Raw genomic sequence first — 20,333 nt, 5'->3', positions numbered from 1 at the left:
CGTCTCTTCTTGGAGTGAAGCACCATCGTGAGGCCGTCGGCCCGATCGCTCCAAGGGGGCGAAGCCCGGCGTTGAGACCGGTGAACTTCGCAAGGCGACGCGATTTGCAGGGGGACCGCCGCCGCGATCGCGGTGCCGCGGACTACGGTCCCTCCCCGCTCCGCCCGATTCGCGCCCGCCCCGATGCCGCCGACCGACGTCCTCTTACCCGCCCTCGCCTGCGGGGCGCTGTCCGTGGCCCAAGTTCTCGCGGCGTTCTGGCCGCAGATGCGCGGTTGGATGACGGGCCGGGCAGTTCCCACCATCGCCGCCCGCAGCGCGGAGAAGCCGACGCCGGTCGTTCCCGCGGGGGCGTTCTTCGCCGTTTGGGGGCCGATTTATCTCTCCTGCCTCGCCTTCGCCGCGTGGCTGAACTGGGGCGTGTTCGCGGGAGACATTCACGCGGAACGGATCACGATCGCCGCGGGCTGGCCGGCGGCGGGGCTGTTCGCGGGGAACACCGTGTGGGCGCTATGGGTGCCGCAGCGGGGGCTGGATCTCGGCAGCGTGCTCATCATCGCCGCGGAGGTCGCCTGCGGGGTCTGGGCGCTGACGGCGTTGCGGTCGCTGGAACCGCTGAGCGACCTGCCGCTTTGGCTGGGCGCCGTGCCGTTGCGGTTCCTCGCCGGCTGGGCGACTGCGGCGGCGTGGGTGAACCTCTCCAGTTGGCTCGCCGGCCGACCGGGCGAGGAGATCCGACGCCCGGTGCTGTTGAACCCGCGTTCGACCGTCGGGGCGATCGCGGCGCTGCTCTGCCTGATCGCCAGCGTCGCCGCCGCGGCGTGGTGGGGGCAGAGCCTCGCGACCGCCCTGGCCGGCGCCTGGGCGCTGCTGGGAGTGGCGTGGAAGAATCTCTCGCCGGACAACTCTGAACCGAGCGTCCCCGATGTTTGAAGTGGCCGAGTCGCGGCGCGGGCCGGTTCGTCGCCGTCACGCCGCTCGACGCGCGCCGCCTGACGGCGACGGCGACGGCGAAGCGGGGGCGGCGGGTGAGCCGTTCTCCGCTTCCGCTTCCCGCAGGCCGGTCATCTTGGCCAGCGAGTAGCTCTTACAGCTGCCGTCCGGGTGGCGGATCAGCAGGAAGGCGCCGGCGGGGCCTTCGCCGAGCGTCTCCAATCGACCGCGGCGGGGCGTGCCGTGGTACTCGAAGCAGAGGTCGCCGGTCGGCACCAGCGGGGTGAGTTGGCAGAGGGCCGCGTGGGTCAGTCGCATGGCTCGATCTCCTCGAAATGATGTGTTCTATTGTACACTGGTCGATCGCGCGATTGTAGGGGTGAAAGAGGGGGCGGACCGTTTGGGCGAGGCGATCGCTCGGGCGAGCGGCGAGCGGGGCGGGGTCGGTCGCGGGGCGGTCTAATGTTTGGCGTTCGACGCCCGATCGCCGGCGCTTCCTCCGCACGCTCGTCTCGCAGTCTCCGTTGTCTCAACTCGTCCCCCTGCCGCTCGAACGATTGGCTTGCGACGGCCTGTTGCCGACGGCGATCTACACCGCCGGCAAGACGGGTTCGGTCGGCGGACGCGGGGGCACGGTGCTTCTGTTGGCGAAGGGCTCTCGCCTGACGCCGGATCTGCTCGAGCGGCTGAAGGAACGAGGCGTCTGCGAGCTGATCGTCGACAAGGACTTTCTGGCCGAAGTCTCTCGCGAGGAGCCCGGCGTCCAGGCCCCGCCGGTTCGCGAGCCGGTCCCGGTCTCGGCGGGGCGCCGGCTACCGCCGGACGCTTTGATTCACAGCCTCACCCGTCCCGCGGGACTTCCGACGCCGGAACGTCGACAGGCGGCGCGGGCTCGCCGCGACGCCCTCGCGGCGGGCCTCGACGCGCTCTTCGCCGACGCGCAACCAGACGTGTTCGGGGGACCCTCGCCGCTCAGGAGTATGGCGCTCGGGGCGGCGCTGTCCCAAACCACGCGGGCCTTGAGCCGACGTATCGACGGACAGGGGCTACGGACGCTCTCCGCCCAATCGGTCGAGAATCTGTGCGAAGACTTTGACCTCTTCACCGCCGTCGGCCTCTCCCGACCGGCGAACGCCGTCGTCGAACCGGGCGACGGGGACGCGTATTCATCGCTGCTGAGTCGTCTGCGGGAACACGCGGTGCGGACGACGCATCTCGCGCTGGCGATCGGGACGATCGTGGGTTTGCGGCGGTATGAATTGGAACAACTCGCGATGGGCTGCCTGGTGCACGACGCGGGGATGGCGCACGTCGATCCGGCGCTGTGGGACGGCCCGCACCGACTGGATTCGGCCCAGTTCGTCGCCGTTGCGGATCATCCCCGCCACACGCTCGGCTTGCTGCGGGGCGTGCCCGGCATCCCGGCCGGTGCCCGGGCGGTGGCGGTGCAAATCCACGAGCGAGCCGACGGCAGCGGCTATCCCTTCCGATTGAAGGGAGGACGGATCCATCGGTTGTCGCGGCTGGCCTCGATCGCGGACGCCTACTGCGGCATGACCGCCGACCGACCCCATCGGCCGGCACTGCCCTCGCACTCGGCGGTCCGCAGCCTCGCCGCGGACGCGATTCGCGGTCACTTCGACCCGGCGTCGATGCGGGCGTTCTTGGAGACCGTCGGCCTGTTCCCGCCCGGCGCCGCGGTCGTGCTTTCCGACGGCCGTTGCGGCCGCGTGGTCGAAGCGGACCGCGAATGGCCCGCCGGCCCGCGGGTGGAACTGTGGGATCCGATCCGGGACTGCTTCACCGGGGAGGTCGTCGACCTCGCGTTGCGTGCCCCGTTCGGGCCGGAGGAAGCCGGTTCCCACGAACGACCGCGGATCGTTTCGACGGACGAATTCGGCGATTCGCAGTCCTGGTCGCTCTGACGCTGTTCATTCCGCGACCGCGACGCCAGACTGCCGGAGACCTCGGCTGGGGGGCGAGGTGGGGGATTTCCCCTGCCGTCGGGCGATTGTACGGTTCGTCGCCTGATTCGATCGCCGGGCGGCAGCGGGAGAATCGGCATATGTCGATCTGAGTCAGACGGTTACGTCGAGAGTTTGTTCGGAATCGGGCGTGTCAACCCATATCGGGGAACTCCCGGGGGCAGGGGTTGCGGTTTTCCCGATAGTATGCTTGCGAAGCACCTGCGATAACTCTTCTCGTCGGGAAGCAGGCGTTTCTCGATGCGACCACGAATCACCCCCCGGAATGGAGTCCGAAGATGTTAGTTTTGACTAGGAAGGTCGGCGAATCGATCGTCATCGGCGACGGCATCACCGTTCGCGTTCTGGAAGTCGGCGGCCGTGTCCGCCTCGGGATCGAAGCCCCGCGGGATGTGTCGATCACCCGCCCCGACGCCGCGACCAAACCGGCGGACTCCGCGCCCGCTGAGGCAACGGCTTCTCAGCAAGCCGCCCGTTCTTCCCGCAGCCAGTTAGCGGAGCGGATGCGGTCTCGCGGCCGTCAGCAGGAGGCGGTCTCCGACCTACACCACGTCGCCGTCCCGAAGCAACCGGTGGCCCGCACCCGCACCGGCGTCTCCGCCAACGCGATGCTCGAGTAACGCCGAACCCCGATTGCCTGCACGGGCATCGGGGCCACGGTCAATGCCGACGAGGGGAAATCGTTGACGAGCGCTGCGCTGCCTTTGACGGACACGCTGCGGTGTGAGGGACTGTCGGTCGACATCCGGTTCGGGGAACCGCGGCCGACATTCGGCGATCTCTACCTCATTTGCGGACAAACGCATCCCGCGTTTCCGCCGACAGACCGTTCGACGAGCGGGGCGATCCGCTTCGAGGACTTGGCGAACCTGCAGTTCTCGCAGGTGGACGACTATTTCGGCGTACTAACGCTGCCTGCGGACGGGGATCGGCAGGAAGGGGATGACGTGGCCGTGTGGCTGTATCCGTTAGTGGACGGGGAGCCGGTCGATCATCACCCGGGGCCGTTCGACGGCATACGACTCTCGTATTGCGTGCTGCGACATCCGCCGCGACGGGCGGAGCATTTTCTGACATGCATCGACGCCTTTGCTCGTCTGGGCACCCGCGCCTTCTATCGGGAACGGGCGAGGGAACTGGGCGTGCCGCCCGACTTGGCGCCGCTACGGGCGGACGTCGCCGCGATCGTCGAGGACTGGGCCGAGAACGGCGTCGCCGCGGGGTCGGACGCCGCGCTGGAGATCGACTTTTAGAGGACGAGGAGCGCCGACGGCTGCCTTCGCCGCGATGCGACCTACGGCGTCGGCTCCGGTTCCGGGAGGTCGTCGTCGCTCAAACCGGCCGCTTTCGCCCACGCAGCCAATCCCCGCTGCGAATTTAGGGCGGCCGGCTCGGCACTGGCGGGCGCTGCCGGATCCGCCGAGGGGACGGCGGAGAGCGGCGGCGCCGTCTCGGTCGGGCTGCCTTTCCCGGCGCCTCTCGTCAAAGCGGGCGGGAAGCCGAGGGCGGCCATCCGTTCCCCGGCGGTCTTCGCGAGGGGGGCGCCGGTCAGCTCCGTCACGCGGCGGTAGGCGACGGCGGCTTCGGGCCAACGATCGGCGGCTTCCAATGCCTGACCCAAGGCGAAGTGCCCGTCGACGGCGTCCGGCCGCAGGGCGACGGCCACCTGCAACGATTCAACCCGCTGCCGCGCTTCCCAGAAGCTGTCCCCCGCGAACTCCGCCCGGAGCCGACGCAGCCAGTAGTCGGAGGGGTGCGCCTCGATGGACAGCTCCAGCCACGTGGTTGCGGCCGCCTGCACCTTCGGGTTTTTGGTGTGCTCCAAGAGCCAATGGGCAATCAGCGCCGCGGTTTCCGGCGAGACGGATTCCGGGGAGACCTCCGTCAGCAGCAGCGTCGTGACGCGGTCGGGTTTGTCCTCGGCGAGAGCCTCTCGCAGCGGGGTCGGATCGGCGGCGGCGGCGATCGTGCGGAGACGGCGTGCCGTGTCCGTATCGCCGCTCGCGGCGGCGGCTCGCGCCCAACCGTCCAATCCGGCCAGCAGCGCCGGGGCGACCGGACTGGCGGCGACCGCCCGGCCGAGCGTCTCCGGGGCGCCGCCGACCATGTCCATCCCGTAGGCGTCGAAGATCGCGGCGAATCGATCCGCGGGGTCGGACGCTTCGCTCGGCGTGCGCTCCTTCGTGCCGCCATGCCAAGCGTCTTCGCCGGTGCGGGGCAGGCGGGCGTCCCCCAGATCCGCGGCGACCGTGAGATGACGACGGGCGTCCCGCAGCGCGTTCTCCGAGAGCCGATCCCCGGCACTGGGAGCGAGGCGTTCGGCGGCATCCAGCAGATCCGCGGCCGCGGCGAACTGATCCGCGTCCCGGCGGACCCCGGCGCGGTCGATCAACGTCCGCACCTCCGCGGCGGCCCGCTCCGCAACCAGCGACTCCCGTTCCCGGCGAGCCGTCTCCGCCGCGGCCAGGGCCTCGGCCTTCGTCTTCTCCGCCGCGACGGCCGCTTCGTTGGCCGCGATCGCCGCCTGTTCCGCCGCGGCTCGATCCTTCTCCGCCCGCATCGCGACGGCGGCCGCGCGGGCGGAGTCCTGCTTCGCCTGTTCGGATTCCATCCGCGCCTTCTCGGACTCGAGACGGGACCGATCGGACTCCCGGCGGGCGTTCTCCTCCGCGGCGACCGCGGCGAGGCGGGCCTCGTCCGCTTCGATGCGTTTCCGTTCCGCTTCCGACTGCGAGCGAACCGCGGCCGCGCGGGCGGCTTCGGCGGCGAGCCGGGCGAACTCCTCCTTATTTCGGGCCTCGTCCGCTTCGACCGCGGCCGCTTTTGCTTCGGCTCGTTCCTGTCGCACGACGCCCAGCCGCTCCGACGCATCAAACCACAACGCCCCGGCGGCGCCGGCGATCAGCAGGGCGGCCAGGGCGGCGATCCCGATGCGGCGCCGCTTCCGCTCCTCCACGACCCGCACCTCCGCGGCGGCGCGATCGGCTCGGGCCTGCTCCAGTCGCTCGCGGACGCTGGTTTCGTAGTCCCGCACGGCGTCCGCGACCGCGGTTCCGTCCTCGGGGCGGTCGGCGGGATCGACGCTCAGGCAGCGCCGGCAGAGATCCTTCAATGGCTCGTCGACGTCGGCGGCGTCGAGCCGGGCGAGGGCCGGACCCAGATCGCCCGCGGCGGCCTGACGGAGACTGACCAGCGGATCGTTCGCGGGGAAGGGCGGTTTGCCGGTCAGGATCGAGCACAGCACGGCGCCCAATCCGAACACGTCGCTGCGGGCGTCGACGTGGTCCATTTCGCCGCGGGCCTGCTCCGGCGGCATATACGCCGGCGTGCCGAGGCCGGACCCGGCCTGGGTCATCGTCGCCAGCGGATCCTGCACTGTCACGTCGGAGTGCGGCGCCCGGGTGGAGTGCGAGCCGGTCGGGGGAACGGCTGCGGGGGGATCGTCGGACGGGACGGTCCCCGGCGCCTCGGCATCGGGAGCGGCTTCGGCGTCGGGAACCGGCGGGACGGCGGTGAGGACGGTGTCGTCGGCATTCCCCGGAACGCTTGATTGGGCGCTTGAATCGTCCCAGACCGGCCGCCTGCGGAACGGGGGGAGGATCGTTTCCTCCTCCGGGTCGAAGTCCGGCTCGCCGGCTTCCCCTTTCAGCAGGCGGGCCATGCCCCAGTCCATCACCTGCACCTCGCCGTGATCGCCGACCATCACGTTCGCCGGCTTGATGTCGCGGTGAATCACGCCGGCGGCATGGGCGAATCCGACCGCGTCGCACACCTGCCGGAAGACGCCCAACAATCGCGCGGGGTCCGGCCGGGGCGTCCCTTTCAAAATCTGCCGCAGGGTGCGACCGCCGACCAGCTTCATGGCGAAGAACGGTCCGTCGTCGTTCGCGCCGTGGCCGCTTGAACCAAGGCCGTCGGCCCCGGGACCGCTCGCGTCGCCGTCCCACCCGCCGCGCTCCACGACCGGGGGCACGCCGGGGTGTTGCAGGCGTCCGGTCAGGAGGGCTTCGCGGACCAGGCGGGCGGCGTGGTCGGGGGTGCGGCGATCCGGCCGCAACACTTTCACCGCGAGATCGCGATCCAGGTTGGCGTCGACGACGCGCCAGACCTCGCCGATCCCGCCGACGCCGATTCGCTCGATCGGCGTATAACGGTCCGGCAACGACGGGGGCGTCCCCGGGGGGCGGCCGACGACGGAACGCATTGCGGTCACGGGGATTGTGGACGGGGGGCGGGGCGGACCACGACCGTTGGACGCAACTGCAGCGTCCTTAGTTCCCAGCGTACCGCCGTCGGCGACGGATTGGGGAACGGGCTTCGGGCGAGCGGCCGGACATCCGCGTTTTTCCGAGGTCGGCCGTCGCCGGTTCGCGGGACTGTTCCGGGAAGACGCTCGCCGGGGTCGAGTCTGGGTTATGCTGGATTCGCTCGCCCGCCCGCCCCGCCGCTCATTTTTTCACCGACAGACCGTTGGCTATGCACCCCTGGCACGACGTCTCCCCGGGCGAAAGCCTGCCGACCGCCTTTCAAACGATCGTCGAGATCCCGATGGGATCCTCGGTCAAGTATGAACTCGACAAGGAGACCGGCCTGCTACGGCTGGACCGCATGTTGTATTCCGCGGTCTATTACCCGGCGAACTACGGGTTCGTCCCGCAGACGCTCGCGGAGGACGACGACCCGCTGGACGTGCTGGTGCTGTGCAAGGAAGCGGTGGACCCGCTGACGATCGTCAACAGCCGGGTGATCGGCATCATGACGATGATCGACGCCGGCAAGAAGGATCACAAAGTGATCGCCGTGGCGACCGACGACCCGGAATATAATCCCTACACCGACGCCGCCGAGCTGCCCCCGCATCGGCTGAGCATGATTCGTCGCTTCTTCCAGGATTATAAGCAGCTGGAAGGCAAAGCGGTGGAGGTGGACGAGATCCAGTCCGTGGACGTCGCCCGGCCGATCATCGAAGACGCGCTCGAACGCTATAACAAACAGCGCCGGGCCGGCTTCCATTATCAGCACTGAGCGACCGGCAGCCCTCGGCGCAAGCCGAGGTTGCGTCGCCCGGTCCACGTCGCCCGGCCTCGGTTTGCGCCGCGGGCGGTCGTCTCCGCGGAATCCTCACGAGAGATCTTGCGATGTCCGTCGCCCTGTGCCTGCTCGCCGCGGTCGGAATGGGCGAGGGAACGCCGCCGGAGCCCCCGGCCCCGGACCCGCCGATCAACGTCGTGCTGATCATGGCGGACGATCTCGGGGCGGAGTGGTTGTCCTGTTACAACCCGTCGGCTCCGCCCACGCCGCGCCTCGATGCGTTGGCGGCCGGCGGGGTGCGGTTCACGCGGGCGTTCAGCCAGCCGTTGTGCACGCCGAGCCGCGTGACGTTGATGACGGGACGTTATAATTATCGGAACTACGTCGAGTTCGGGCTGCTCCCCTCGACCGAACGCACGATCGGCGACCTGTTTCAAGCGGCCGGATATCGCACCGGCGTGTTCGGCAAGTGGCAGTTGTCCGGCAAGGGCAAGGAGTTGCCGGACGTCGTCGATCCGACCGACTGGGGGTTCGAAGAATCGCTGCTGTGGCAGCTCTCGAAGCGCCCCGGGCATGGCGACAAGGGGCCGCGGTATTGGAAGCCGAAGCTCGAAACCGACGGAGCGATCGTCCCGTCGGACGCCGACGACTACGGCCCCGATCAGTTTGTCGACGCCCTGACGACGTTCGCCGCCGCCGAGTCGGATCGGCCGTTTCTGGCCTACTATCCGATGGTCCTCACGCACGATCCGTTCGTCCAAACGCCCGCGACCGGCGCCCCGACCGGTCGGTCGAAGTCCCACCCGAAGCGCTTCCCGGAGATGGTCCGTTATACGGATGATCTCGTCGGGCGAATCGTCGATCGCCTGGAAGCCGCCGGCCTGCGGGAGAGCACGGCGGTGGTCTTCTGCGGGGACAACGGCACGCACAGCTCCGTCGTTTGCCCGACGCCGCACGGTCCCTATCGGGGCGGCAAGGGAGAATTAAACGACCGCGGGACGTGGGTGCCGCTGATCGTCTCGCTGCCGGGCCGCGTGCCGGCGGGGAGGACAGACGATCGCCCGATTGATTTCACCGACCTCCTGCCGATGGCCTGCACGCTGGCCGGCGTCCCGGTTCCGCCCGATTCGGAGGAGTCGGAACTTGATGAGCGGGGCGTCGACGGGATCAGCCCGTTCGCCGCCGACGGCTCGCTGTCTTTGGCGCGGCGGGAGGCGGCGTTCATCTGGTACGACCCGCGGCACGCCGCACGGGTGAATGAACACGCCGGGATGTTCGCTCGGGACGCCCGCTATCGGCTGCACGCCGACGGCCGGTTCTTCGACGCCGGCGACCCGCTCGACCCCGCCGAGGAAGAACTGAAAGACCCGCTGACTGCGGAGCAAGCCGCCGCCCGCGATCGGCTGCGGGCGGTGATCGCCTCGCATGTCGACCGCGGCGCAGCGCCCCCGCGGGGCGTTTCCGAACGCGACTGAATCAGCCGCGGTTCGTTCAGTCCGCGAGCGCTTCGGTGCGATCGCCGGGGGCCGGGGCGGGGGGGGCTTCGCCGGCGCCGTCCGCTTCGACGGTCTTCATGTAGGAAGCGAGGAACGGCAACAGGTCGTCCTCCCGCTCGCTGCGGACGAACAGCAGCCACCCGTCGACCGCCGCCAGCAGGCCGTGCGACTCCGGCACGCCGTCGTTCGCCTCGGTCTCCGCGGCGGCTTCGGCGCCGGGAGCCATATCGAATTGCAGCGTCGTCGCCCCCGGCACGAGCGCCGGTTCACGGAATCGTACGTCGCCGAATCGGGCGGAATCGCTGAGACGTTCGCGTATATCGTCCAACGTCGCGGCGTCGTTCTCCTCGCTGGGATAGACGTAGAGGTCCGCGAAGATCGCTTCGCCGGCTCGGGTGTACTTGCCGTGGTACCCGTCTCGGGTCAGGCCGAAGGCGGGGTTCCGGGCGTTTTCGTCGCTGGTCTCCAGGTTCCATCCCCCGAACGCCTGCGGGATGAGGTCGGACGGGTCGGAATCGGCGGCGGGGGACTTCCAGCCGGGGTTGAGCGAGGTCTCCGTCACCGCCCCGATGCTCTCCTGCTCCTGCACCACATCCTCGACGCGTTGGTCCTCCTCCCGAAAGAACAGGGCGATGACGAGGATCACGATGACCACGCCGCCGATTCCCAATAGGGCGAGGACCGTCCCGTTAAGGGCGGATTTCGTGGCGGGAGAGACGTCGTCTGTCATCGGAACGGGGGCGTTGAACGGGGGGAAAGCGGGGAGGAAAGCCTAGCCGCCCGTGCTCTACTTGGGACCGGGGCGGCCCCGGTCGCGGGCCCCGGGAGGCTGCGGCGGTGAAATCTGCGCAATCGGCAAAGTCGCGCTCCCGGTCCGGGGGGCGGGCGGCCGATGAGGGAGGCGGGGCACCGTGTTTCGATCCGCCCCGCCCGGAGAACCGCCGTGCCCCGTACTCACCGCTCCCGTCGCTCCGCTGCCGCGTGGCGCGCCGCCGCGTCGCTGGTCGCCGCCGGAGCGATGGCGGCCCCGACCTTCGCGTTCGACGGCGCCGCAGCACCCGCCGCGACTGACGCGCCCGCGGGCGATGCGGGTTCAGACAAAGCGGACTTGGACAAAGCGGTGCCGGTCCTGCGACGGCTCTCCGATGCGACGGTCGCCCCGGCTCCCAAGAACGTCACGCCGCCGCCGGACTGGGTCGATCCGTTCGCCCCCCGAGCAACGCCGATCGAACCGGCGCCGCACCCGCTCGCGGACGTGTTGCAGACTCCCGAGGCGCCAAAGCCCGAGGCACCGAAGCCGGTCGAAGCGAAGCCGGCCGAGACGGAACTCGCGGAGACGAAGCCCGCCGAACCGATCGTTCCGCCCACGGACGGTGCGTTGTTCGGCCCGCTGCCGGCCGAACTGCAGCAGGCCGCCGCCCATCCGCCGCTCCCTCCGATTGACTCGCCCGCTAATCCTGCGCCCGCCGCCGACACGGCACCCGCCGGTCCGTCGGTCGCCGCCGCGCCCGCGGAGCCGGGTGAGCCGCCGTCGTCGCCCTTGGACGCTCTCGCCGCCGTCGGGCCGGACGGGGCGCCGATCGCGGTGGTGCTGTTCGACTTCCAAGAAGTGACCCCGGAGGGCGAACCGATCGGGGAACCGGCGGAGGCTCCGCCCAGCCCGCTGTTCGACACGCCGGAGGTGCGGCTCGCCGTGAAGGCTTGGGAGAAGGCCAAGGCCGAATCCGGTTCGCCGAATCTGGCCGTCGCGGAGCAGGAGGCGCCCGCGAAACAAGCGGCCTCGGACGAGAGCCCGGCAGAGCCGTCCGCCCCGGAATTGGCGTCGACGGGCGACGTCGAAACGACTTCGCCGGTCCCCGTGCGGTCGGCCCCCGTGTCGCCGGCTCCCGCGACGCCGGCTCCCCTGCCGGCCTCGCCGGCGGGGCGGGCGACGCTCGCTCTCATGCCGGCACCGATGAGTTCGCCGACGGCTCCGGCCGGGCGGGCGTATCTGGAGTTCGCCCCGGTTCGGTCCTCGCCGAACCGCGTGCAATACACGGCTCAGCACACGGCTCGACACGCGGGGGCCCCGACGCGGTCCGCGGAGCCGTCCGGCCCCTCCGCGAAGCCGGCCGGTGCCGCTCCCGCCGCTCCGGTCGTGCGCGTCGCGGAGACGGCGGAGGCACCGCACGTGGAACTGCCGGCGGCGTTCGGACGGTTCTGTCCGGTCGCGGTGCGGGACGATCGCCGACTGGCCGAGGCCGACCCGCGGGTGAAGACGGAGTTCGGCGGGAAGACCTATCGGTTCTCCTCGCCGGTGGCCCGGGCGGCGTTCCTGCTGGATCCGAACCGCTATCTGCCGGTGGCGGACGGCGAGGACGTCGTGCTGGCCGCCGCGGAGGGCTTCGCGGTGCCCGGTCGGGTCGAACACGCGGTGCTGTACGGCGGGCGGCTGTTCCTGTTCCGCAATCTGCAGACCCGCGACGCCTTCGCCCAGGACCCGGGCCGCTGGGTGGACGCCGACGCCGTCGTCGAACGCGGGGCGACCCCCATTGCGGTCGTCGGCGAATCCCGCTGACGCGGACGGGGCAGAGAGCGGACCATCGTTCGGTTCGTCCCCCCGATTCCGAGCCGCCCCCGATGCGTACCGCCTGCCTCCCCCGTCTGGCTCCCCTCGCGGCGCTCGCCTCGTTGGCGCTGTCCGCCGCCCCGCTGCTCGCCGACCACCATGAAGGCGAGGGCGAAGCGACGAAAGCCCCGGACCTCCGCGGGTCTTATACGATCGTCGGCGGCGAGAAGTTCGGCGAAGAGATCCCCGCGGAGAACCTGAAGGACAACCGCGTCGTCATCACCGCGGACACCTTCGCCGTGGTCGATAAAGACAGCAAGAATCTCTACGCCAGCACGTATCAGCTGATGCCGGCGAAAGATTTGAAGCTGAAGAACGCGGAGGGCGTGTGGTTCGCGGACCTCGTCAGCAAGCTCCCGAAGGCCGGCTCGACGGCCCCGGCGTTGATCCGCGTGCGGATGAAGAAGGTCAAGGAAGGCTCAGACAAGGAGCCGGAGATCGCCGCGGTCTCGATTATTTATTCGCTCTCCGAGTACCGCCCGACGAAGTTCAAGACCGGCCCTAAGGATCTGATGTTCCGGCTGAAAAAAGAGACGAAGCCCGCCGAAGTCGAAGCCGACGCAGCCGGCGAGGCGCCTGCGGACGCTGCCGACGACGAGTGACGCCCGGTTCGCCGTCCGACTAAGCTCCAGCGGCGATGTCGTCCGACGCCCCGACCGAACCCCGCTCGCCGACCCCGGCGGACGGGGTTTCTGCGTCCCTCGCTCCCGATCCGCATGCCGGCAGCAGCGCCGCCGCCGTAGGCCGCAGGGCGGCGGCGTTCGTGTATCTCGCCCTGTGGGTGCTGGCGGGGCTGCTCTGGGCGGCGCCGGTCGGGTGTCTGGCGGCGGTCGTCGCGGTCGACGTTTGGCATCTGGCGGGGACTTCGACCGGTTGGCTGATCTTCGGAGGCACGACGACCCCGACGCTCTTCGCGTCGCTCTGGGCGGCGAACCGGACCCGGCGATCCCGTTCGGCTCATCGTCGGATGGCGGCTTGGGGAGCGATCGCCTGCCTGCTGCTGTTCGCCGGGGCCATGTACTGGGATCTGGAGCGGCGACGAGCCTTTGAACAGGACCCCGGCTTTCTCGCCGGAGCGTTGGAGCTTGTCTTGGCCTACCTCTGCGGCACGTTGGCGGCGGGCTGCCTGGCGCTGGCACTCGCCGGCGCGTGGGGCCGCTGGGTTCTGCACCGCCGCGTCGAAGCAGCGGACGAGGCATGAACGGCGTGTATCGCTTCGCCTGGGGGATGGCGGCGGCTGGGTGGACCGGGCCGGTCGCCGGGTACCTGGGCGTGATGGGCGGACTGCTGACCGGAGAACGCTGGGCGGGTTATGCGATCGGCGTGGGGCTGACGGCGCTGTCGGTCGGCGGGGGTGTGTGGCTCTCCGGGCGGGTGCGCTCGCGGCGGGCCTGCGGGTGGACGATGCTGCTGGGCCTGTTGATCGCCGGCGCCGGTTGGCCGTGGGCCGCGGAGGTGTGGGAGGCCCGCTTCGACCCGCCCTGGTTCGACCCGCTCGACGAACGCATCGCCGGGCTGGGCCATGCCGGGCTATTCTGGGGCGGGCTGTATCTGACCCTCGCCGGGGCGTGGGGACGGTGGGCGTTGAACCCGGCGAGATCCCCCGACGCACTGGACTCCGAATGATTCCGCCCGCCGCTCCGCTCCCCGCCGATCGACCGGCGCCTGACCTTTTGAGGGAAGGGGGCTTGGACGAATTGGCGCCGGAACAGACGCCGCGGACGCACCCGCCCGGCACGACGGTCGTGTGGGGCTTCAGCTGTCTCTTGGCGGCGGCGCTGACGTTGTCGTCGGGGTTGTGGCTGTCGACCGTGCTGGACGACGTCATGCGAACGCGTCAGTGGTCGGCGCAACGTCAGAACGGCCTGAACGCCGGGACGCTGTCCGGCGTGGCGGCGGCGTTGCTGCTTTTCGCCGCGTGGCACGGATGGCGGTCACGAAGGCGAATCGGAGAGGTCCGCACCGCCGTGGCCGCGATTGCGTGGTGGGCGTTCGCGGGGGCGGCGGCGTTCTGGATCGCCGCCATCCTGCATGCGGTTTGGGACAACAGGGAACCCATGGGCGAATTCACGTTCGCCATGTTCCTGACCGGTCCGGCGGCGGGCGCCGGGCTGCTGGCGTGGGCGGCGGCGGCGTGCGGGCCGCCGGTGCATCGGCGGCCGCTCGTCCAGACGGCCGGATGGATCGTCGGCTGCATGCTGTCGGCCCTGCTGACGTTCGGGCCGGCGATCTGGCAGACGTTGCGGAGCGGGGCCGTCGTGGGCGGCGTCTCCAGCCTGATCGTCGCCGCGGGCGGGCTGGCGCTGGTGATCGTCGCCGCATTGACGGCGGCGATCGTCTGGCGCCGCAGCGAGGACGCCCACGACCGGCTGGTGCGGTGGGGGCAGATCGGCTTCGTCGGCTTCGCCGCGACGGGCGTCGGACTCGCGCCATTTTTGGCGAGATTGTTTGGTGAATCGTCTCGATGGGATCAGGAACCGGCCTATTTCTTCACGGCGTTCATCCTCCTGCCGGCGCTGGGCTGCGGGGCCGCGACCCTCACCGCCCGCTGGACCCTCCGGCAGGTCAACGTCTGACCCGCCCATGGATCCGCCCGTGATCGCCCCCGGCCCGCCGCCGATCGACCCGATGGGGAAGATCGACCCGAAAACCGATCCTGACTCCGCGGGATGCTATCTCGGGTGTTGCGGGTTGGCGGTCGCGTTGTGGGTCGTGCCGGTGGTGATATTCACGGCCTCGTGGCTGCGTGTCATCAGCGGGGTCGAACTCGTTTGGCCGGCATTTTGGGTTGTGGAAGCGCTCGCGGCGGCGGGCGGAGCCTGGACGGCCTCGAAATGGGTGAAGAAGCCTGCGATTCGTGGGAAGGTCGCACTGGGCGGTGCCGCCACGGCCGTGCTGTTCACGCTCGGAGCCATCGGCTGCTTGATCTGGTCGAACCGCGTGGAGGCGGAGCCGGACGAATACCTCCCCGGCCTGTTGCAGATGATTTTGGCGATCGCCTGCGTGCCGCCGGCGTTGGGCGGGGCGGCGATCTTCTTCGGCACGTTCGTCTTCCCGGAGCCGCTCCTTGTCAGCGGTGAGAAAGCTGATGGGGCGGAGGGGACTGAGAACGCCGCCTGATCCCACCCCCGTTGCGGCGGCTTCGGCGGGGGCGGAGAATCGGGGTTCGCTCGCCCTCCTCTTGGAACGCTCGCATGTCCGTCCCGTCCGTGTCCCGCCGCTCCGCTCTCGCCGCCGGTCTGACGGGGGCCGCCGCGCTCGCCGCTCGCCCGGCCCGCGCCGATCATCACGAGGGCGAGGAGGGGAAGGCCGACGCCAAGAGCGGCCGGCTCAACCAGTCCGTGTGCGCGTGGTGCTTCAAAGGGATGAGCTTGGAAGAGCTGAGCGTGCTCGCGGTCGATCTGGGGCTGGTCGGCATCGACCTGATGGGGCCGGGAGAACAGTTCGAGACTCTCAAAAAACATGGCCTGGTCTGCACGATGACCAAGTCGCACAAACTGACGGACGGCCTCTGCGAGCCGAAGTTCCACGACGAATGCCTCACGGCGCTCGAAGCGAGCATCAAAGCGACCGCCGCGGAGGGCTGGAAGAACGTCATCACCTTCAGCGGCAACGCCCGCGGCATCGATCCGAACGTCGGCCTCGATAACTGCGCCAAGGCGCTCGAACAGATCGTTCCGCTGGCGGAGAAGCACGGGGTCGTCATTCAAATGGAGCTGTTAAACTCCAAGGTGAACCACCCGGACTATATGTGCGACACCAGCGCCTGGGGCGTGAAGCTGGTGGACAAGGTCGCCAGCGACAACTTCAAACTGCTGTACGACATCTATCACATGCAGATCATGGAGGGCGACATCATCCGCACGATCAAGGATCATAAAGAGGCCTTCGGCCACTATCACACCGCCGGCAACCCCGGCCGAAATGAATTGGACGGCGCCCAGGAGCTGCAATACCGCCCGATCGCCGAGGCCATCGCGGACACCGGCTACGAGGGCTATTTCGCCCACGAGTTCATCCCCAAGAACGACCCCGTGAAGGGGCTGACCGACGCGGTGAAGCTCTGCACGGTATAAGCTCTGCACGGTATAGAGAGCCAAAGAACGGCCGCCGGCCCCCCTCGCCCTCTGGTGTTCCCCAGCTGGGGGGGGAGGGCAAGGCCGAATCAGTCGACCGCCCGGTCGCTGCGGAGGTAGGCGATCAAATTCCGCACCTGCTGCTCCGTGAGGGTTTTGAACAACCCCTCCGGCATCAGCGAGGCGTCGCCGGGTTCGATCTCCAATACGTCGCCCGTCGGGACGGTAATCGTGTCGTCGGCGGTGGCGATGGACAGCGTTTCTCCGCCCTGCTCGGTCACCACGCCGGTCAGGACGCGGCCGTCTTGCAGCAGCACGGTCGAGACCCGCCACGCCGCCGGCACGACCGCCGAGGGGTCGAAGACGTTGCCGAGCAGATAATCGAGGTTCTTCCGGTCCGACCCGGTCAGGTTCGGCCCCAGTTCCCCGCCGTCGCCGTACAACTTATGACAGCGACCGCAGGACTGCTGGTAAACCGCCCGCCCGGCGATCGGATCGGCCTCGGTGCCGTCCTCCAGCTTCGCCGTCCACGCGGCGATCTCCGCGAGTTTTTCGGCCGGCGTCGCGCGGCTGGTGCCCCAGAGGTCGTCGAGCACCGCATCGATCTTGGGGTTCTTGAATGCCCGCAGCGAACGCACGTGCTCGGCGGAGAGCATCTCGATCGGCACGCGGCCGTCCACCAGCGCCCCGGTCAGCCCCCCGGCGTAGCTCGGCCGACTGACGAGCGCGGAGAGCACCGCGTCCTGCTCCTCCAACCGCACCCGCGGCAGAGCGTTGATCAGCACCGCGGCGGCCTCGGGCGAATCAAACGCCCCCAACGCCCGGCTCGCCGGGGCGAACAGGTTCCGGTCCTGCCCCCGCAACTTCGTCAGTAAATCAAGCAGCACGGGCACGACGGCTTCGTCCCGGGCCTCCGCCAACGATTCGATCGCCGCGACGCGGGTCTCATCCGGCAAGTCGCGGTTCGCGACGATCGCCCGCAGTTCTTCCAACGCCGCCCCGTCGCCGAAGATGACGGCGAGCTTTTGAGCGAGGGACCGCACCTCCGCATCTTCCGACGCCGCGAAGACCGGTTGCACGTCCGCCCACGCGGCCGGGGGCGTGACTTTGCGACGGCCTTCAAGAGCGGCGAGAGTCCCCGTCAGCACGTCACGTTGAAAGCCGACGGCGTCTTCACCAACCCGAAGCGTCAGCGAGGGCGCTGCCGCAGGCGGCGCGGGCTGTGCCCGCGGTCCCTCGCTGACGCTTCGGGTTGATACGGTCGCACGCTCCAACAGCACCCCCAAAGCCGCAGCGTGCGGTTCGCTGGGGAGTTCGGACGCGATTCGACGAGTCGCGTATTCTCGCAGCAGGGGGATCTTCGTCACGGACGCCAGCAGTACGCCGCCCATCGGTATTTCCGCGACGCCGGTTTCAGCTGCGTACCAAGCCATCAACGGAAGGTTATGGTCGTCCGCGTTGGTCGCGGTCCCCCCGACCGCGATTGCGGTCCTTAAGCCGACCTCCGGGGAGCGACGACAGGCGACGGAGAGCACCGCAAGTTGCATTCGCAAGTCATCGTCCGCGGCCCGGTTGACCAGCGGACGCCACGCCGGCGCGTTCCGCATCTGCTCCACGAGGGTCGGCGGTAGAGCGAGCTGTTCGATAGTCAGCTCCAAGACCGTTGCGTTGATCGACGGGAAGACGGCTTCCAGTTCCGCGCGAAGCACTGGCTCCGCCGCTCTCTGGCGGTGGTCGTCCGAGCCAAGAAGAAGCACCAGCGAACGGGCGGCGGCCCGCTCCGTCCCGCCGGGAAGGTCGAGCGAGTTCGGATCAACCCCGCAGGCAGCCACGAGCAGCCGTGTCGCCCGCAGTGTCTGGAAGCCTGACGGGCCGTCCGGCGGCATCAAGGCCCGCAACAACTGTTCCTTCCGGACCCTCTCCGCCTGCGCGACCCCGAACCGCCCCCCCCCGTCTGGCCCGGTCGGTTCGATCAGCAACCGTGCCGCGTGCCGGCGATGCCAGACATTGGGGTGCGTCGTCGCCATCACCATCAGATCGCCCAACGGCAAAGCGGCCAGATCTACCGCGTCCCCCGCCCGCTCCGGCTTGCCGTACGTGATCTTATAGATCCGGCCGCTGTTCCGATGCACGCCGTCGTGGTCGTGGCATTCGCCGAGGTCAGTCCAGTCCAGCAGGAACACGCCGCCGTCCGGGCCGCTTTTGAGTTCCACCCCCTTGAACCACGGGCTGTTGGCGAAGGCGAAGTCCGGCTGATGGGTGATCTTGTAGCCGCTGCCGTGGGGGACGAGCGCGTCGCGGTTGATGCGTTTGCCGTGCGTGTTGCACATATAGAGGTCGCCGCGGTATTCCTCCGGCCAGTTGTCGCCCTGATAGATCATGCCGCCGCTGTGCGAATGTCCGCCGCCGAGGCTGTCCGCGGCGTTCGCTTTCCCCTCGCCCGGACGGCTGGCGGTCCAATTGCCGCTTTCGTCCCAGTGGTAATGGTCGGCGTGCTGGTCGATCAGGCCGTAGACGTGCGGATTGAAGTCCTGCCCGAACATCCGCCGATAGTGGGCGCCGGGGATCAGGTGCCAGGCGTGGCCGATCACGTTGTTGGTGAAGAAGGCGTCGCCGTATTCATTCCAGTCCAGCCCCCAGGGATTCGTCGTGCCGGTGGCGACGACCTCGAAGGTGTGCCGGGTCGGGTGGAACCGCCAGATGCCGCAGTTGAGCAGCGTGCGATCCTCGTCCGACGCCCCGGGAACGCCCACATTGCTGGTTGCGGTGATGCCGTGGCGGCCGTACAGCCAGCCGTCCGGCCCCCAGGCGAGGCCGTTCACGACATTGTGGCCGGCGTCGAAGGTGAAGCCGTCGAGCATCGCCACCGGTTCCGCATCCGGCACGTCGTCGCCGTTTTCGTCGGCGATAAACGACAGCGTGCCGTTGTTGAGCGTCCATAGCCCGCCGAAGCCGTATTCGAGGCCCGTCAGCATGAAGCCGCGGTCCCAAAAGACGGTGCGTTTGTCGTGGGCGCCGTCGCCGTCGGTGTCCTCGAAGATCGTGACGCGGTCGCCGTGCTCCACGTCGAACTCACGGCTCGTATAGGTGAAGCACTCCGCAACCCATAAGCGGCCGCGGTCGTCGAAGGTCATCGCGATGGGCTGGGCGACGTCCGGTTCCCCGGCGAACAACGTCACCTCGAACCCCTCCGGCGCCGTGAACGCCTCCGCGGCTTCCTGCGGGGTGTTCGGCTCGTCCCCGGGAGCCTGCGTGTTGACGATCGGGGGGAAGGCGTGGTCGTGCGGGTCCTCCGTCTCTCCCTCATCCGCGAAACCGCAAGCGAACGTCGTAGGCAGCAGAGCGAGGGCGAGCACGAAACGCATCGAATTTCTCCGGGAGGAACCGGCGGAGTGTACCGGCCGCCCGACGAACGGTCACACGCGGGCACAGCGTCCCGGACGCTTCAAGCGTCCGGGACACTCGGTCTCTCGAAGGCTTCGCCGCCGCGACTACAGGCTCGCCCGTAATGCGTTCAGTTCGTCGGCCACGTCGCCGGGGACGGCGACGGTGCCGGCGACCTCCGCTTTTAATAACTCGCGGTAACGGTTCCGCAGACGATGCACTGCGGTCTTCACCGCCGCCTCGCTGAGGTTCAGCTCCTCGCCGATCTGCACGTAGCTTTTGCCCGCGGAGCCGGTCAGGCAGGGTTTGAGAACCGCGAACCGCTCCGCGGCGGCTTCATCCACGTGCGGCGGGGCGTGTTCTTCCTCCAAACGTTCCAGCACCCGGGCCAGCAGTTCCAGCGCCCAGCGGCGTTCATACAGCGCGTCCGGCGTCTCCGCGTGGGCCGGTTCGCGGGCGTAGCGGGCCGCGGCGTCGACCGGGGCGAGGGTGAGGGGAGCCGTGCCGCCGCCGCGTTTCAGGGCGCCGCGGGCCTCCTTCAATCCGCCCAGATGTCGGCGGAACGCGACCTTGAGGAAGGTGCGGAAGCGGCCGCGATCGGCGTCGGCGTCCTTCACCCAATCGCGATCGAGCAGTTCCGCGAAGAATCCCTGCACCGCGTCGGCGGCGTCCTCGTGCTTCAAACCAGTGTGTCGGGCGTAGGCGTACAGCGGGTACCACGCCCCGCTGCACAACTCGCCCAAGGCGTCCCGCGCCGCGGACCCGGCCCCCCCGGCGGCGAGCACCACGCTCCACCGGGTGGTGGCGAACCGGCGGGGGG

At 69.4% G+C, this 20,333-nt stretch carries 19 protein-coding genes; 14 read left to right on the top strand and 5 right to left on the bottom strand.

Going from position 1 to position 20,333, the window contains the following annotated elements; all coding sequences use genetic code 11:
• The first annotated feature begins 183 nt into the window (after nucleotides 1-183).
• Entirely contained in the window at nucleotides 184-933 is a 750-nt protein-coding gene (locus LzC2_RS13565; protein ID WP_171187853.1) for a hypothetical protein, read from the top strand.
• Between the two features lie 36 nt (nucleotides 934-969).
• Here the strand turns inward: LzC2_RS13565 and LzC2_RS13560 are convergent, their stop codons facing one another.
• Nucleotides 970-1,251, bottom strand: coding sequence for a hypothetical protein (locus tag LzC2_RS13560; RefSeq protein ID WP_171187851.1), 282 nt, complete (start codon nucleotides 1,249-1,251; stop codon nucleotides 970-972).
• Here LzC2_RS13560 and LzC2_RS21860 point away from each other — a divergent pair.
• From LzC2_RS21860 to LzC2_RS13545, 4 genes are all read left to right on the top strand, one after another.
• Nucleotides 1,250-1,396: a hypothetical protein gene (locus LzC2_RS21860; RefSeq protein ID WP_206678719.1), complete on the top strand. Its 147-nt coding sequence runs from the start codon at nucleotides 1,250-1,252 to the stop codon at nucleotides 1,394-1,396. The genes LzC2_RS13560 and LzC2_RS21860 overlap by 2 nt on opposite strands.
• 61 nt (nucleotides 1,397-1,457) lie before the next feature.
• On the top strand, nucleotides 1,458-2,858 hold the full coding sequence (locus LzC2_RS13555) for an HD-GYP domain-containing protein (RefSeq protein WP_171187849.1): 1,401 nt from the start codon (nucleotides 1,458-1,460) through the stop codon (nucleotides 2,856-2,858).
• Between the two features lie 338 nt (nucleotides 2,859-3,196).
• Nucleotides 3,197-3,538, top strand: coding sequence for a carbon storage regulator (locus tag LzC2_RS22970; RefSeq protein WP_171187847.1), 342 nt, complete (start codon nucleotides 3,197-3,199; stop codon nucleotides 3,536-3,538).
• Nucleotides 3,539-3,601: 63 nt separating this feature from the next.
• Nucleotides 3,602-4,171 (top strand): hypothetical protein, encoded by a 570-nt coding sequence (locus tag LzC2_RS13545; RefSeq protein ID WP_171187845.1) that lies wholly within the window; start codon nucleotides 3,602-3,604, stop codon nucleotides 4,169-4,171.
• 41 nt (nucleotides 4,172-4,212) lie between these two features.
• On the opposite strand, the gene LzC2_RS13540 is transcribed toward LzC2_RS13545, so the two are convergent.
• Complete coding sequence (locus tag LzC2_RS13540) at nucleotides 4,213-7,122, bottom strand: serine/threonine-protein kinase (protein ID WP_171187843.1); 2,910 nt, start codon at nucleotides 7,120-7,122, stop codon at nucleotides 4,213-4,215.
• A 272-nt stretch (nucleotides 7,123-7,394) separates the two neighbouring features.
• Between LzC2_RS13540 and LzC2_RS13535 the strand changes: the two genes are divergently transcribed.
• Together LzC2_RS13535 and LzC2_RS13530 are read left to right on the top strand one after the other, a co-directional pair.
• Nucleotides 7,395-7,943 (top strand): inorganic diphosphatase, encoded by a 549-nt coding sequence (locus LzC2_RS13535; protein WP_171187841.1) that lies wholly within the window; start codon nucleotides 7,395-7,397, stop codon nucleotides 7,941-7,943.
• 113 nt (nucleotides 7,944-8,056) lie between these two features.
• On the top strand, nucleotides 8,057-9,424 hold the full coding sequence (locus LzC2_RS13530) for a sulfatase family protein (RefSeq protein WP_171187838.1): 1,368 nt from the start codon (nucleotides 8,057-8,059) through the stop codon (nucleotides 9,422-9,424).
• A gap of 16 nt (nucleotides 9,425-9,440) precedes the next feature.
• On the opposite strand, the gene LzC2_RS13525 is transcribed toward LzC2_RS13530, so the two are convergent.
• The gene (locus LzC2_RS13525) at nucleotides 9,441-10,175 is read right to left on the bottom strand and encodes a hypothetical protein (protein ID WP_171187836.1); all 735 of its coding nucleotides are present in this window, start codon (nucleotides 10,173-10,175) and stop codon (nucleotides 9,441-9,443) included.
• 213 nt (nucleotides 10,176-10,388) lie between these two features.
• Between LzC2_RS13525 and LzC2_RS13520 the strand changes: the two genes are divergently transcribed.
• From LzC2_RS13520 to LzC2_RS13490, 7 genes are all read left to right on the top strand, one after another.
• Nucleotides 10,389-12,002 carry a hypothetical protein gene (locus LzC2_RS13520; protein WP_171187833.1) on the top strand — a complete coding sequence of 538 codons (1,614 nt, stop codon included), beginning with the start codon at nucleotides 10,389-10,391 and terminating at the stop codon, nucleotides 12,000-12,002.
• Between the two features lie 62 nt (nucleotides 12,003-12,064).
• Nucleotides 12,065-12,655: a hypothetical protein gene (locus LzC2_RS13515; RefSeq protein ID WP_171187832.1), complete on the top strand. Its 591-nt coding sequence runs from the start codon at nucleotides 12,065-12,067 to the stop codon at nucleotides 12,653-12,655.
• 35 nt (nucleotides 12,656-12,690) lie between these two features.
• Nucleotides 12,691-13,254, top strand: a complete 564-nt coding sequence (locus tag LzC2_RS13510; RefSeq protein ID WP_171187830.1) for a hypothetical protein — start codon at nucleotides 12,691-12,693, stop codon at nucleotides 13,252-13,254.
• 5 nt (nucleotides 13,255-13,259) lie between these two features.
• Nucleotides 13,260-13,679: a hypothetical protein gene (locus LzC2_RS13505; RefSeq protein WP_171187828.1), complete on the top strand. Its 420-nt coding sequence runs from the start codon at nucleotides 13,260-13,262 to the stop codon at nucleotides 13,677-13,679.
• Nucleotides 13,676-14,629 (top strand): hypothetical protein, encoded by a 954-nt coding sequence (locus LzC2_RS13500; protein ID WP_171187825.1) that lies wholly within the window; start codon nucleotides 13,676-13,678, stop codon nucleotides 14,627-14,629. Before LzC2_RS13505 ends, LzC2_RS13500 begins: the two co-directional genes overlap by 4 nt.
• Nucleotides 14,630-14,636: 7 nt before the next feature.
• Nucleotides 14,637-15,173: a hypothetical protein gene (locus LzC2_RS13495; RefSeq protein WP_171187823.1), complete on the top strand. Its 537-nt coding sequence runs from the start codon at nucleotides 14,637-14,639 to the stop codon at nucleotides 15,171-15,173.
• A gap of 74 nt (nucleotides 15,174-15,247) precedes the next feature.
• Nucleotides 15,248-16,129, top strand: coding sequence for a hydroxypyruvate isomerase family protein (locus LzC2_RS13490; protein ID WP_171187821.1), 882 nt, complete (start codon nucleotides 15,248-15,250; stop codon nucleotides 16,127-16,129).
• Nucleotides 16,130-16,218: 89 nt separating this feature from the next.
• On the opposite strand, the gene LzC2_RS13485 is transcribed toward LzC2_RS13490, so the two are convergent.
• Both LzC2_RS13485 and LzC2_RS13480 read right to left on the bottom strand, forming a co-directional pair.
• Nucleotides 16,219-19,485 carry a PVC-type heme-binding CxxCH protein gene (locus LzC2_RS13485; RefSeq protein ID WP_171187819.1) on the bottom strand — a complete coding sequence of 1,089 codons (3,267 nt, stop codon included), beginning with the start codon at nucleotides 19,483-19,485 and terminating at the stop codon, nucleotides 16,219-16,221.
• 135 nt (nucleotides 19,486-19,620) lie between these two features.
• Nucleotides 19,621-20,333, bottom strand: a 713-nt coding sequence (locus LzC2_RS13480; RefSeq protein ID WP_171187817.1) for an RNA polymerase sigma factor, incomplete at its 5' end; no start/stop codon positions are given.

It is taken from the genome of Alienimonas chondri, from assembly GCF_013036045.1.
Classification (GTDB): Bacteria; Planctomycetota; Planctomycetia; order Planctomycetales; family Planctomycetaceae; genus Alienimonas; species Alienimonas chondri.
The sequence above is the reverse complement of the archived record's forward strand: the minus strand, read 5'-3'. Positions and strand labels throughout refer to the sequence as shown.